Origin of the sequence: Mycobacterium sp. E342 (assembly GCF_001667665.1) — a bacterium.
In the GTDB taxonomy this organism is placed as follows: Bacteria; Actinomycetota; Actinomycetes; order Mycobacteriales; family Mycobacteriaceae; genus Mycobacterium.
The window spans coordinates 1-13,779 of sequence record NZ_LZJM01000231.1 but is presented as its reverse complement, the minus strand read 5'-3'; the positions used below and the strand labels follow the sequence as shown (position 1 = coordinate 13,779).

The 13,779-nt window shown below is 67.1% G+C and carries 10 protein-coding genes and 3 pseudogenes; 3 read left to right on the top strand and 10 right to left on the bottom strand.

The features are described 5' to 3' along the window. The 3 genes and pseudogenes from A5692_RS29530 to pruA form a co-directional block, all read right to left on the bottom strand. Positions 1–162 (bottom strand): annotated as a pseudogene (locus tag A5692_RS29530) (hypothetical protein); the annotation flags it as partial. A 231-nt stretch (positions 163–393) separates the two neighbouring features. Next, positions 394–1,356, bottom strand: coding sequence for a proline dehydrogenase family protein (locus A5692_RS17810; RefSeq protein WP_068058188.1), 963 nt, complete (start codon positions 1,354–1,356; stop codon positions 394–396). After that, the gene (gene pruA / locus A5692_RS17805) at positions 1,356–2,987 is read right to left on the bottom strand and encodes an L-glutamate gamma-semialdehyde dehydrogenase (protein WP_068058192.1); all 1,632 of its coding nucleotides are present in this window, start codon (positions 2,985–2,987) and stop codon (positions 1,356–1,358) included. Before pruA ends, A5692_RS17810 begins: the two co-directional genes overlap by 1 nt. An 81-nt stretch (positions 2,988–3,068) precedes the next feature. Here pruA and A5692_RS17800 point away from each other — a divergent pair, with 81 nt between their 5' ends. Together A5692_RS17800 and fadD21 are read left to right on the top strand one after the other, a co-directional pair. Then, positions 3,069–4,676 (top strand): CdaR family transcriptional regulator, encoded by a 1,608-nt coding sequence (locus A5692_RS17800; protein ID WP_068058186.1) that lies wholly within the window; start codon positions 3,069–3,071, stop codon positions 4,674–4,676. A 10-nt stretch (positions 4,677–4,686) separates the two neighbouring features. Further along, positions 4,687–6,426, top strand: a complete 1,740-nt coding sequence (fadD21, locus tag A5692_RS17795) for a fatty-acid--AMP ligase FAAL21/FadD21 (protein WP_068058190.1) — start codon at positions 4,687–4,689, stop codon at positions 6,424–6,426. Positions 6,427–6,447: 21 nt separating this feature from the next. Here fadD21 and A5692_RS17790 read toward each other — a convergent pair whose 3' ends face one another. From A5692_RS17790 to A5692_RS17760, 7 genes and pseudogenes are all read right to left on the bottom strand, one after another. Next, a complete protein-coding gene (locus A5692_RS17790; protein ID WP_068058184.1) occupies positions 6,448–7,785 on the bottom strand; it encodes a cation:proton antiporter in 1,338 nt (445 codons plus the stop codon). Then, positions 7,785–8,774: a hypothetical protein gene (locus tag A5692_RS17785; protein WP_068058182.1), complete on the bottom strand. Its 990-nt coding sequence runs from the start codon at positions 8,772–8,774 to the stop codon at positions 7,785–7,787. Before A5692_RS17785 ends, A5692_RS17790 begins: the two co-directional genes overlap by 1 nt. A gap of 81 nt (positions 8,775–8,855) precedes the next feature. Then, on the bottom strand, positions 8,856–9,791 hold the full coding sequence (locus A5692_RS17780; protein WP_156766142.1) for a sulfotransferase domain-containing protein: 936 nt from the start codon (positions 9,789–9,791) through the stop codon (positions 8,856–8,858). Between the two features lie 529 nt (positions 9,792–10,320). Further along, a complete protein-coding gene (locus A5692_RS17775) occupies positions 10,321–10,638 on the bottom strand; it encodes a hypothetical protein (RefSeq protein WP_068058176.1) in 318 nt (105 codons plus the stop codon). Next, positions 10,635–11,894, bottom strand: coding sequence for a sulfate adenylyltransferase (gene sat / locus A5692_RS17770; protein WP_068058175.1), 1,260 nt, complete (start codon positions 11,892–11,894; stop codon positions 10,635–10,637). The genes A5692_RS17775 and sat overlap by 4 nt, the downstream gene beginning before the upstream one ends. A gap of 79 nt (positions 11,895–11,973) precedes the next feature. Further along, positions 11,974–12,666, bottom strand: coding sequence for an adenylyl-sulfate kinase (gene cysC / locus A5692_RS17765; RefSeq protein ID WP_068058173.1), 693 nt, complete (start codon positions 12,664–12,666; stop codon positions 11,974–11,976). Positions 12,667–12,721: 55 nt separating this feature from the next. After that, positions 12,722–13,630: pseudogene (locus A5692_RS17760) on the bottom strand (nitrate/nitrite transporter); the annotation flags it as partial. Between A5692_RS17760 and A5692_RS29175 the strand changes: the two are divergent. Then, positions 13,592–13,779: pseudogene (locus A5692_RS29175) on the top strand (MFS transporter); the annotation flags it as partial. The pseudogenes A5692_RS17760 and A5692_RS29175 overlap by 39 nt on opposite strands.

Here is a 13,779-nt window from a genome sequence, read left to right as displayed (position 1 = left end):
CGTGGCCCCGCAGAGCTCGTCGCGATCCAGCTCGGCGACGATCTCCACAATGCGCCCATCAATCGCATTGCGCTGACGGGCCAACCCCGCCAACTCATCGAACAGCACCTCAACACGCTCAGCAGGATTCACTGCCGCGGCACCCGATGCGGTCGAAGACATGACTGCATCATCGCAGCGGGGTACGACAAATCCGGCCGGGCGATCGGCGTGCGGCGGTGACCGTCTTCAGCCACCAAGCCGGACAACCTGATTGACCACCACGCGCCCCAGCGCGGCTATGGCTCAACGCCGGCGTCTCGAGTGTGCATCGTGGCCTTCGACTGTGCGGCCAGGGCGGGATTCCGGCGATTTTCCCGCCACATGCGCACACTCAAAACCGTGAGCGCACACTCAATGACCGCGCTGCGCCAGCGCCCGCAAGAAGAACGTCAGGTTGGCGGGCCGCTCGGCGAGCCGGCGCATGAAGTAGCCGTACCACTGCGTGCCGAACGGCACGTACACCCGGACCCGGTTGCCGCAGTCGGCCAGCCGTCGCTGCTCGCCGTCGCGGATGCCATACAGCATCTGATATTCGAACTCCGTTGCGCCCCGGCCCACTTCGCGGGCCATCGCGGGCACCGCCTCGATGATCGCCGGGTCGTGGGAAGCCACCATGGGGTAGCCCGAACCGGCCATCAACACCCGCAGGCAACGCAGGTAGGAATCGGTCACCGCGGCGGGATCGCGATGGGCCACCGCCGCCGGTTCGTCGTAGGCGCCCTTGCACAACCGGATTCGCGCCCCTGCGGTGGCGAATTCCCGGCAATCGCCCACCGTGCGCCGCAGGTAGGCCTGCAACGCCACGCCCAGCCATTCGAAGTCGTGCCGCAGGTCGCGCACGATCGCCAGCGTCGAGTCCGTCGTCGTGTGGTCTTCGGCGTCCACCGTCACCCACACGCCGGCGCGCTGCGCCGCTTCGCAGATCGCGAAGCCGTTCTCCCGGGCGATCTTCTCGCCGTCGCGACCCAACGCCTGCCCCAGGGCCGACAGCTTCAGCGACACCTCGAGCGGCCGGCCGGCGGCGTCATCGCCGAACCGGGCCAGGCGGTCGATCAGGTCCAGATACACCGCCACCGCCGAGTTGGCGGCGCCGGCGTCGGTCACGTCTTCACCCAGGTAGTCGAGGCTGACGCACCGGCCCGAACCGCGAAGCGCCGCAACGCTGCCCAGCGCGCTGTCGATGGTCTCGCCGGGAACGAAGCGGTGCACCACCCGACGGGTGATGGGCAGGCCTTCGGCGGCCCGGCGCAATCCCGGTCGCCGGCTGGCGGCCATGATGGCTGGGCGCAGCGTGCTGGCGAATACGCCGGTCATCAGTCGGCCGCCATGTGCGGGTACGTGTGGTGGGTCGCCGGGACGAACGTCTCCTTGAGAGTGCGGGCCGACGTCCAACGCAACAGGTTCAGCACCGAGCCCGCCTTGTCGTTGGTGCCCGAGCCACGCGAACCACCGAACGGCTGGCGCCCGACGACCGCGCCGGTGGGTTTGTCGTTGACGTAGAAGTTCCCGGCGGCGAAGCGCAGGCGCTCCTGCGCGGCCAGCACCGCCTCGCGGTCGTCGGCGATGACCGCGCCCGTCAGCGCGTACCGCGACCCGCCGTCGATCACACCGAGGATGCGTTCGTAGTCGTCGTCGGGGTACACGTGCACCGACAGCAGCGGACCGAAGTACTCGGTGGCGAACGACTCGTCGGCCGGGTCGTCGGACAGCAGCACCGTGGGGCGTACGAAATAGCCGACGCTGTCGTCGTATTCGCCGCCCACCGCGATGGTGACGTGGGCGGCGCTCTTCGCCCGCTCGATCGCCTCGACGTTCTTGGCGAACGCCCGCTCGTCGATCAGCGCCCCGCCGTAGTTGGTCAGGTCGGTGACGTCGCCGTAGCGCAGGGCGGCGGTCTGGCCCAGGAAGTCGTCGCCGATGCGTCGCCACACCGAGTGCGGGATGAACGCCCGCGACGCCGCCGAGCATTTCTGGCCCTGGTAGTCGAACGCGCCGCGAATCAGCGCGGTGCGCAGCACATCCGGCCGCGCCGAAGGGTGGGCCACCACGAAGTCCTTGCCGCCGGTCTCGCCGACCAGACGCGGATAGCTGTGGTAGCGGCCGATATTGGCGCCCACCTGCTGCCACAGGCGCTGGAAGGTGGCGGTGGACCCGGTGAAGTGGATGCCGGCCAGTCGCGGGTCGGCCAGCGCCACGTCGGACACCGCGAACCCGTCGCCGGTGACGAGGTTGATGACGCCGGGCGGCAGGCCCGCGGCCTCCAGCAGCCGCATGGTCAGGTAGGCCGACAGGGTCTGCGTGATCGACGGCTTCCACACGACGGTGTTGCCCATCAGCGCCGGCGCGGTCGGCAGGTTGCCCGCGATGGAGGTGAAGTTGAACGGCGTGATCGCGTAGACGAATCCGTCGAGCGGGCGATAGTCACTGCGATTCCATTCGCCGGGCCCGCTGATCGGCTGCTGCGCCAGGATCTGACGCGCGAACGCCACGTTGAAGCGCCAGAAGTCGACCTGCTCGCAGGGCGAGTCGATCTCGGCCTGGTAGACGGACTTGGATTGGCCCAGCATGGTCGCGGCGGCGATCTTCTCCCGCCACGGCCCGGCCAGCAGGTCGGCGGCGCGCAGGAACACCGCCGCGCGCTCGTCGAAAGGCATTGCCGCCCAGACGGGTTTCGCGGCCATGGCGGCGTCGATCGCCGCCGCCGCGTCCGCGTGCACGGCGTTGGTCAGGGTGCCCAGCGTGGCGGAGTGCCGGTGCGGCTGGACGACGTCGATGCGGTCACCGTCGCCCATCCGGTGTCTGCCGCCGATGACGTGCGGGAGTTCGATCGGGTGAGCCGCCAGCGCGGTCAGTTCGGCGCGTAGCCGCTCGCGTTCCGGGGATTGCGGCGCGTAGTCGTGGACCGGCTCGTTGGCCGGCAACGGCACCTGGGTTATCGCGTCCATGCCGCCAGGATCCTCGTCGCGGCGCCCCACGGAATTAGCCGATCGGACAGCATGCCAGCCCCTCGGTAGTACGATCGGACAATGGCCGGTGTGGGGCTGGGTCAGCTGTTGCTGGCGCTGGACGCGACGCTGGTCAGCCTGGTCGAAGCGCCGCGGGGCCTGGACCTTCCGGTGGCTTCCGCCGCGCTGATCGACGGCGACGACGTGCGGCTCGGACTGGCGGCGGCCGCGGGGTCGGCCGACGTGTTCTTCCTGCTGGGCGTCGCCGACGACGCGGCGCTGCGCTGGGTGAGCAAACAGGCCCGCGAGCGGGTGCCGGTGGCGGTCTTCGCCAAGGAACCCTCGAACGCCTTGGTGAACGCGGCGGTGGGGGCCGGCTCGGCGGTGGTCGCCGTCGAGCCGCGGGCCCGCTGGGAACGGCTCTACCAGCTGGTCAATCACGTGCTCGAGCATCACGGCGACCGCGCCGACGAGACCGAGGACTCGGGCACCGACCTGTTCGGCTTGGCGCAGTCGCTGGCCGACCGCATCCACGGCATGGTAAGCATCGAGAACGCCCAGTCGCACGTGCTGGCGTATTCGGCCTCCAATGACGAAGCCGACGAGCTGCGCCGCCTGTCCATCCTGGGCCGGGCGGGGCCGCCCGAACATCTCGAATGGATCGGCCAGTGGGGCATTTTCGATGCGCTGCGGGCCGGCGATCAGGTGGTGCGCGTGGCCGAACGCCCCGAGTTGGGCCTGCGGCCGCGGCTGGCCGTCGGGATCTACCAGGCCGCGCCGGACGCGCGGCGACCGCCGACGTTCGCCGGCACCATCTGGGTGCAGCAGGGCACGCAACCGTTGGCCGATGACGCCGAGCAGATGCTGCGCGGCGCGGCGGTGCTCGCCGCGCGGATCATGGCGCGGTTGGCGGCCCGGCCGTCCACGCACGCGCGGCGGGTGCAGCAGCTGCTGGGCCTGATGGACGGCGAACCCGACCTGGGCGCAATCGCGCGCGAACTCGGCGTCGCCGCCGACGGCGACGCGGCGCTGATCGGCTGGGACACCGCCGACACCGCGGCCGACAGCGCGCCCCGCCAGGCGCGGTTGGCCGACGTGATGGCGTTGAGCGCCAGCGCCTTTCGGAGCGATGCCCAGGTGGCCTCGCGCGGTTCGCGGATCTATGTGCTGCTGCCCCAGACGCAGACCCGTTCGGTCACCTCGTGGGTGCGCGGCACCGTCGCGGCGATGCGCGCCGAGCTCGGGGTGCAGTTGCGGGCCGCCGTCGCCGCTCCCGTCACCGGCCTGGCCGGGATCGCCGCGGCGCGTGCCGAGCTGGACCGCGTGCTGGACAGCGCTGCGCGGCATCCGGTTTCGATGCCACAGGTGACGTCGCTGGCCGAGGCGCGCACCACGGTCCTGCTCGACGAGATCCTGGCCCTGGTCGGCCGCGAAGACCGGCTGATCGATCCGCGGATCGTCGAGCTGCGCGCCCGGGAACCGGTGCTGGCCGAGACCCTGCGGGTGTATCTGGACGACTTCGGCGACGTCGCGGCAACGGCGCGGTCGCTGCACGTGCATCCCAACACGGTTCGCTACCGCGTGCGGCGCATCGAGAAGTTGTTGTCGACGTCACTGGCCGATCCCGAGGTGCGGCTGCTGTTTTCGCTGGGCTTGCGACTGCCGGGTGGCCCCGGGGCAAGGCGGTAACCTAACGCGCATGCAGAACGCGTCCGTAGTCGCCCTGCTGCGTGAACGCGCCGGGTTGCAGCCCGACGACGTGGCGTTCCGCTACACCGACTACGAGCAGGATTGGGCGGGCGTCACCGAGGCGGTGACGTGGGCGCAGCTGTACCGGCGGACGCTGAACGTCGCGCACGCGGTCAGGCGGCATGGGGCCGGGGGCGACCGCGCCGTGATCCTCGCCCCCCAGGGGCTGGCCTACATCGTGGCGTTCCTGGGCGCGATGCAGGCCGGGTTGATCGCGGTGCCACTGTCGGTACCCACGGCCGGCTCACACGACGAACGGGTGAGCGCCGTCCTGGCCGACACCACACCCACCGTCGTCCTCACCACGTCCGCGGTCGCCGGAGCCGTCACCGACCACCTCCGGCAACCGGGCTCGGCCGCCGCGCCCGCCCTCGTCGAGGTCGACGCACTGGATTTGGACGATGCGAGCGCTCCGAGCATCCGGGTCAGCGGCGCCCCAGGCACGGCGTACCTGCAGTACACCTCCGGCTCCACTCGGCTGCCCGCCGGGGTGATGATCTCGCACCGCAACCTTCAGGAGAACTTCCGGCAGCTGATGGCCGACTATTTCGCCGAGGCCAACGGCGTCCCGCCGCGCGACACGACGGTGGTGTCGTGGCTGCCCTTCTATCACGACATGGGTTTCGTGCTCGGCGTCATCGCGCCGATCCTCGGCGGCTACCGCGGTGACCTGACGAGCCCGGTGGCCTTCCTGCAGCGCCCGGCGCGGTGGATCCACGCGATGGCCAACGGCCAACCGGTGATGTCGGCGGCGCCCAACTTCGCCTTCGAGCTGGCCGCCCGCAAGACGTCGGATGCCGACCTGGAAGGCGTCGACCTGGGCAACGTGCTGGGCATCATCAGCGGCGCCGAGCGCATCCATCCCGCCACCCTGGACCGATTCTGTAAACGGTTCGCCCCGTACAACTTCCGCGATCACATGATGCGTCCCTCCTACGGCCTGGCCGAAGCGACCGTCTACGTCGCCAGCCGCGCCCGGGGCGGCGCGCCCGAGGTCGTTCACTTCGAACCCGAGCAGCTCTCCTGCGGTGCCGCGCAACGGTGTTCGGCGCAAACCGGCTCACCGCTACTCAGCTACGGCATGCCGAGGTCGCCGGCCGTGCGGATCGTCGACCCGGACACCGGCAGGGAACGCCCGCCGGGGACGGTCGGCGAAATCTGGGTGCACGGCGAGAATGTGGCCGGCGGCTATTGGCGGAAGCCGGAGGAAACCGAGCGCACCTTCGGCGGCACCGTGACCGACCCGTCACCGGGCACGCCCGCGGGACCGTGGCTGCGCACCGGCGATCTCGGCTTCGTCTCCGAGGGCGAGATGTTCATCGTCGGCCGGATGAAGGATCTGCTGATCGTGTACGGGCGCAACCACTATCCCGAGGACATCGAGTCGACGGTCCAAGAGATCACCGGGGGGCGGGTCGCGGCGATCTCCGTCGCGGTGGACGAGTCCGAAAAGCTGGTGACCATCATCGAATGGAAGAAGCGCGGCGATTCCGCCGAGGACGCGTTGCGCCGGCTCGACGCCGTCAAAAACGACGTCACCGCGGCGATTTCGAGTTCGCACGGCCTCAACGTCGCCGATCTGGTGCTGGTGGCCCCGGGTTCCATCCCCACCACGACGAGCGGCAAGATCCGGCGGGCCGCCTGCGTCGAGCAGTACCGCCGCCAACAGTTCACCCGGTTGGACGCCTGACCGCGGCGTCGCAAGGCCCCGTCACGGCGCCGTGCCGATGGCATCCTCGGATGCGGCTCCGACAGGTTCGGCCGCCGAGGCGCCCTCCGTCGAAGCGGGCAGTTCTTCCTCGGGCACATCGGATTTCAGCAGCGGCCAGCCCTTGCGCAGAACATAGTCGAGCCAAGCCCCCGCCAACTGCGACGTGAGCACGGCCGCGACCACCAGGGTGGTGTAGAACTTCGAGCTGATGATGCCGGCGTCGAAAGCGACACTGGCGAGCACGATTCCGGGACCCCCTCGGGCATTGGTGGTGATGCCGAGGTTGACCAGCTCCAGGCCTCGGAACCCGGCGAAACGCCCGGCGAGCGCGACCGACAGCATCTTCACCACGCAGGTGCCGACGATGAAGATAGCGATCATCGGCAGGGAAACACCGCGGATGAGGTCCAGCTTCAGGCCGACGATCGCGAAGTAGACCGGGATGAAGAACGCGAAGGAGACCTTGCTGATCGCGTCGATCGACTCCTCGAAGATCGCGCGTTCGTTGTCCACCAGCGCGAAGCCCGCGAGGAAGGCGGCGAACACCAGGTTGACGTCGAGCGCCCCGGCGACCGCGCAGTACGCCAGGAGGATGGCGATGGCGTACCCGGTGGGCGAGTGCCGCGCCAGGACATTCCAGCGCGCCTTGTTGAACGCCTTGATCACCCGGGGAACCACCGTGAGGCCGAGCGCGAAATAGGCCACCGTGATCAGCAGGTGCAACCCCATCTGCCACGGGTGCAGGTGGGATTTGGCGGCGATCGAGGTCGCGATCGCCAGCGCCAACCACAACACGATGTCCTCGAGCACCGCCACCCCGAGAATGAGCCGCGCGAACCGCGTATCCAGGATGTTGAGGTCGGCGAAGATCTTCGACACCACCGGCACCGAGGTGACCGCGACGCCGACCGCGAGGATGATGATGAGGGACACGCGGTTACCGTGCGGTCCGGCCAGGCTCGGACGAATCAGCTCAGGCCCGAAGGCCAGCCCCAGCAGGAACGGAATGCCCGTTCCCACGATCACCAGCCAACCCACCGTCCTCCGTTCACCCTTGCCGAACAGTTGCTGGACCTCCGCCCCGGAGACGAACATCAGCAGCAGCAACCCGAGCCAGTAGACGAAGCTCAGGATGTGGGTGTTGTGCCTGGCCGTTCCGACGAGGTGCTCCACCAAAGGGAATCGGCCGAGCAGTGCCGGGCCGAGCACGATGCCCGCCAGGATTTCGCCGACGACTTTCGGCTGACCGAGCTTCAGGAACACATACCCCAGCAAATGGGCGAGCCCGACGAGCGCGAACAGGACGCAGATGACCGCCGTCAGTTGGGAATTCGACACTACCCACTCCTCATAGCATTAGGTGCATTCCGGCCGGCCGGGCCGCGGCCGGTGATCCAACGTTGATGAAACTGATAGGCGAGCGTCAGTGCTCCGGCCCCGATGGCCACGGAAATCGGGTATTTGAAACTGGGTGCGTTGATGACCAGGGGAAGAAGGCCCACCGCCAGGGCGGGCGGCATGCGAAGTCGAAGCAGGCGCAGCGCGAAGATGCCGAAACCCATTGCGCAGGATGCCGCGACCGCGCCGCTGCCGAACAGGCTGACGGCGCCCCACCCCGCGACAGCGTTCAGCAGGCACACTCCCGGAAGCGCCAGCGGCTTGCCCGCCCAAGGACACGTCGTGGGGTGGGCGAACATTTCGTAGGCGATGACGATGAGCGGGGGAAACAGGATGAGCCGCCAGCCGGACACCACGGCGCACAACGCCATCACCGTCAGAAACGCGAAGAACGGCAGAATCCAGGCGTTTCCGGCAGCCGGCGACTCGAGGACATCATCGACACTCGGGGTCCGGATGGGGGGATCCGGATGCGTGCGCCGCCAATGCCGCTGCCATGGCACCAGAATCGCCAACAGGACGACCAGGCTCAGCGCAATGGAAGCGGGATAGAGCCAGCTGGTGATCCCCAGGAAAACCGGCAGCACCCCGGCCGCGATCCCTGGTGCGACAGCCGATTTGAGCAGCGCAAGAAGAAGCAGGCACGAGGTGACCACCAGCAGTATCGCGGGAACTCCGAACGGCAGCGCCCGCGTGACCAGGATGCCGATGGCCGCCCCCGCCACGGGCGTGACAACGAGCCGCCCCGGCTGACTCGCCCACTTTCCCCACGGCCGGGCCAGCGCGTCGTAGGCGAGCGCCGCCAACCCGGGGAACAACAGGTAGTGCGAGCCGTTGAAGTGCGCCGCCACCGCGATGTAGAGGACGGCGACACCATTCATGGCCCCCAGGGGGATGCGGTCACGCAAGAGCAGACTTCGATCAGCCATAGCTTCGCCGGTGCCCGTATGGTGTCGCGGGGCCCGCGCAACCGCGAAGTCCCGCGACACCGTGACGTCGTTTCCGCTAACTCAGCCGGCCGGGAGAGTCTTGCCCTTTTCCAGCCAGTGCGCGCACTCCGGGCCGAGCTTCTCGAGGGCGACGCGGTCGAAGCGCTCGACCTGCTCCGGCCTCAGCTCATCGCGGTGGTCGCGCTTGAGCCCCTTGTGGAAGAAGGCCTTGGCGCTGGACATGTGCGATCCGCCGAACGGCGCCATCTTCTCCGCCCGCTCGCTCATATAGTCGAAGGAGCAATGCTCGACGATGACGTCCATTCGCAGCGACGCCGGGTCGATCGAGAAGAATTCCGCGAGCCGAGCGATCTGGCCCCGAAGGTCCCCCTTCAGCTCCCCGTAATGCAGTAGCAGCACGTTCGGCTCGTTCCGCAGCGCCCACCACGACTTCATGATGTCGAGCAGATCGCAGCACTGGTAGCCGTTGGTGTCCAGCCAGAGGTCGAAGAACTCCTGCATGTCCTCGGGAATGACCAAAGGCGTTGGGTCACCCGACCATTCGGCATGGATCTTGTTGATCGTCTCCATGGTCTTCGGATTGAAGTTGTAGAGATAGTTGTGGAAGCTGATGCCGAGGTCCTTGCCGTTGCGCCCGACGAAGACGTAACGGGCCTCGGGCGCGATCGGCAGGGCGTCGGCGGGCAGATGCGACTTCATCACCCGCCGCATTCCGGCCTCGCGTTGCTCCTTCAGCACCTTGAGCATGCCGGCATGGTCACCCCAACTGGAGTCGAGCCACGGCGAGGTGTCCGAGAGCCCACCCTCCGGCTCCTCGCCGTTGTGCAAGATCTGCTGGACAATTCTCTGCGTCCAGGTGGTTCCGGCCTTGAACGGGTCAGCGACGACGATGTCGCTCTCGACGAAGCCGCCCTGGGCCAAGAAGTCCTCCCAGACCCTGGAATCCGAGAGATAGTCCCGCAGGACTCTGGTCGGAGCGAGAAGTTGGTTTTCCACCGTGAATGTGCCTTCCGTCAGAACAATGTGCGAGAACGTGGTCTACACGCGCTGGACGGCGACACGACCTGAGGCGTCGGCTTGCGAAAAGAACACCCACTCCGAAACCTCGGACTCACGTCCGGGGGTTCGGCGGGCCGCGCTGCTATCCAGTTGGTCAAACGGGTCGTGAGCGGCCCCGGTGTGAGCAGGGCGCCCCGGCCTCGAGTCGTCTAGTCGCATCCCGGCCCGTAGCAAGCTGCGTGCCATCTGCGCCTATTTAAACTCGCGATGATTCAAATTATGGGGTGAGCAGCTGGCAGGTTCCTGTGCTGTGATTGGGCTCTTCCTGTCCGTTTGCCAGCAACCCAGGAGCTGCGCCGCGCATGCGAGCCTCTACCTGTTTACTTCGCGCGACGTGACGGTCAGCCGGCTCAGTCAGCAAACGACTCACATCGCCATGACAAAGCGCCGGCCGGCGACTGGGCTATCCCAGTCCCCGGCCGGCGTCGATTACGTCTGGTATTTTGCGCAGCCTGCGGCCGCGCCGTCAGGCTTGCGCCTCCTCGAGAAAGCGGCCCATCACTTCCGGCCCGGTGGAGTGCATGTCGATCGAAAGCTCCAGCAGCCTGTCCTTCGCCTTCTTGGGCAGCAACTCGATGGACTTCGTCGTGGCGGAGTCGTATTTGGCTCCCGGAAAGCGCTGCAGGACAAGATCCTTCTGCTCTTCGGTGGTGTGAATCTCCAGCCGCTTCATGCCGGCGAAGGCCTCCTCGGCCGCGTCGGCCATTCCGGCCTGTTGCAGCGCCTCGAGCCTCTCCTCGTTGATCCAGACGTTGACCTTGATCTCTTTCTCCATGGCGCTCATGACTCCTCCAAAGGGTTCAGCGTGAAGACCGGGCGTCGGGTCTTGAGGTATTCCTCGGTGACGAAGGGTGAGCCCTCTCCGTACTGGGCGGCGGACTCCATCACCACTTCGAAAACCTCGTGCCGCATCACCTTCTGCGTCGGCTTCACTTCGTCGGTCAGAATGCTCCTGATCAAGCTGCCGCTGAAGCTCTGCGACTTGGAGTCGTGGCCGCAGAGGGCGGAGTTGGTGACCTCCTGGCATTCCGGGCAGTACCAATTCTCCCTGAGGAATACCGGTTTGATGCCGAGCTCGGTCCGGTGCTGCTTCAGCAGGTTCTGGGCGTCGTAGGGATGGTAGAAGTCGCCCACGCCGGCGTGGTCGCGGCCGAACATGTGGTGGGTGCACCCGAGGTTTGTCCGCAGGATCGCGTGGAAGATCGCCTCCCGGGGACCCGCATACCGCATGTCCCACAGCGTGAAGGACACCATGTGGACGTTCTCGCGGAAATACCCGCTGGTCCTTAGAGCGTTCTGAGTCAAAAGGATTGCCTCGTCGATATAGTCGCCGACCCGCTTCTGGCCGATGATGGCGTTCACCAAGACACCGGTATTGAGATTGTCGACGGGCATGTCCTCGTTCGCGGCCAGCCAGGCCTGCTTCATCAACGCCTCGTGGCCGGTGTGCGGCACATTCCTGGTCTGATGGGCGACCACGTGCTTCCAGTCGCGCTCCGCCAACGCTTCCATGTGCTGTCTGGGAGTGAGCCAGAAGCTCTTGAACGGCTCGTTGAAGACCGGCTCGTTGATGAGCGTGATGTCCCCACCGATGAAGCGGTCCTGGTAGGCCAACGTCTTCTTCACGCCCGGATGCCGCGGATCCGAAGTGCCATAGGTCTTCTCGGCCATCCGCGCAAGGTCGCATTCGTATATCTCGGATATTTCGAAGATGGCCATCGGAGCGTCGAGGTATTCGAGGACGACACGGTCCCCCACCTTGATGTTCAGCTTCGCGATGTCGTCGGCCGACATATCGAAGACGATCGGTATGCTCCACAGCGTTCCGTCCGGAAGCTGCATGTTGTCCAGGGTGCCGTCGACCTGCTGCCGCCCCATGAACCCGGTGAGCGGGGTGAAAAAGCCGTAGGAGAGGCTGATCACCTCGTGCGCGGTGGCCTTGGATATGGGAACGCGCGGCAAGCCCTTGATCTGGCCCGCGGCATTATCGGTGGATATCCGTTCCACAATGGGATTTCCATTGTGCCCCTTATAACTCATGATGAACCTCGTCCTCTCGGCTGTGTATTCGACGGTTCGTTGCGTCGGCGCACCGGCTGACGCCGGACAGCGCGGCTTGTCAAACTTCGACCATCCCTTCCCGGGGTTTCTGGCCGCGATCAACCACGGGGATCACGCCCACCTGCTCGAGATGAAGAACAACTTCCTCGGCCAGCGCGTCGGCCGGCTTCTCGCCACCTTCGAGCCGCAATTCCGGTCGTGCCGGCGCCTCGTAGGGGTCGTCGAACCCGGTGAAACCCTTGATCTCGCCGGCCCGGGCCTTCTTGTAAAGCCCCTTTGGGTCGCGCTGTTCGCAGACCTCGATGGGGGTGTCGATGAAGATCTCCTGGAAATCTCCGTCGATCAGCGTGGCACGCACCGCGTCGCGGTCGCGGCGGTAGGGGCTGATGAAGGCCGTCAAGGCGATGACACCGGCCTCGCAGAACAGCTTGGACACCGCGCCGATGCGCCGGATGTTCTCTTCACGATCCTGGGCGGAGAAGCCCAGGCCGAACCGTTGGGCGAACTCGGCACCATGACGCGGTTCGAGGATCCCCGGCCCGGCGTTGAGCCCGTAGCGGACGTTGTCCCCGTCCAACAGGAAGCTCCGCACTCCGCGCTCGTAGAGCTTTTGCTCGACGAGGTTGGCGACCGTGCTCTTGCCGCTGCCGCTCAAGCCGGTGAACCAGATGACGCATCCCCGGTGGCCGTTGAGTTTCTCGCGTTCGCCGCGACTGATGTTGTGTTCGTGCCACGTGATGTTGTCAGACATTTCTAGCTCCTCATGAGATGTGAACAGACCGTGGACGTTTCATGCGGGCATGGCTTCACGTCTTGACTGTCTCCTCCGCCGCGGGTTCCCCCGACACGGCCGGGATCGACACGTGCTTGCTCCCGGGTCGCACGTAGCGGGCCCAGACCAGCACGGCCGCCGCGACGTAACACGCCAAGAAGATGCAGAACGCCGGGGTTTCGGTGCCTTCGGTGTCATAGGACTGCCGCAGCGCCAGGTCGATTCCCACGCCGCCGAGCGCGCCGAAGGCTCCAGCGAAACCGATCAGCGCCCCCGAGCGGACCCGGGCCCAGTGGTGACGTTCGCCGTTGCCGAGACCCAGCGCGCGACCGCGTTCCTCGAAGACCGATGGGATCAGCTTGTACACCGCCCCTTTGGCCGCTCCGCAGAAGACGAACAGCGCGATGAAGCCGACGATGTAGCCCGCCATCGTCAGCCCCGTCACGTCGGCGCCGCGGTCCTTGGCGGCGTCCGCTCGCATGCTGACCCCGACCAGCAGCGCGCCGGCAACGATCGCGGCAACGAACACGGTCAGCGTGACGCGGCCGCCGCCGAAGCGGTCGCTCACCTTGCCGCCGACTACTCGCGCCAGCGACCCGAGCAGCGGACCGACGAAAGCGATTTCGGCGGCGTGCAGCGCCGCCTGACCGTGGGTTTCGCCGGCCGCCGTGAAGTTGTGCGCCAGGACCTGGCCGAAGGCGAACGCGAACCCGAGGAATGACCCAGACGCGCACATGTAGCAGAACGAGATGGCCCACGAGTCGGGCACCGACACGATGAAGCGCAGGTTGCTCAGCGACAGTCCGGTGCGGTGCGCCACGACATTGTCCATGAACAGCGCGGCACCGAGACCGCCGATCGCCAGCAGCACCAGGTAGATCGCGCACACCCAGTACGGCGCCTCATGCCCGACGCTGGCCAACGCCACCAGCCCGACGGCCTGTTCCCGCAGCGGCTCAAGGGATTTACGCTCGGTCTGATCGGCGGGATGGCCAATCTCGGGTCGGCCAGCATTCAGGCCGTCGGGCTGGTGGCGTTGGCCAGCGTCGGGCATGAGGCGCCGTACTGGGTGTGCGCGATCTACCTGGTGCT

Coding starts and splice junctions, on each gene's coding strand:
- A5692_RS17810 (WP_068058188.1), bottom strand. CDS start 1,356: ATGACCGGCGTATTCGCCAGCACGCTGCGCCCAGCCATCATGGCCGCC.
- pruA (WP_068058192.1), bottom strand. CDS start 2,987: ATGGACGCGATAACCCAGGTGCCGTTGCCGGCCAACGAGCCGGTCCAC.
- A5692_RS17800 (WP_068058186.1), top strand. CDS start 3,069: ATGGCCGGTGTGGGGCTGGGTCAGCTGTTGCTGGCGCTGGACGCGACG.
- fadD21 (WP_068058190.1), top strand. CDS start 4,687: ATGCAGAACGCGTCCGTAGTCGCCCTGCTGCGTGAACGCGCCGGGTTG.
- A5692_RS17785 (WP_068058182.1), bottom strand. CDS start 8,774: ATGGCTGATCGAAGTCTGCTCTTGCGTGACCGCATCCCCCTGGGGGCC.
- A5692_RS17775 (WP_068058176.1), bottom strand. CDS start 10,638: ATGAGCGCCATGGAGAAAGAGATCAAGGTCAACGTCTGGATCAACGAG.
- sat (WP_068058175.1), bottom strand. CDS start 11,894: ATGAGTTATAAGGGGCACAATGGAAATCCCATTGTGGAACGGATATCC.
- cysC (WP_068058173.1), bottom strand. CDS start 12,666: ATGTCTGACAACATCACGTGGCACGAACACAACATCAGTCGCGGCGAA.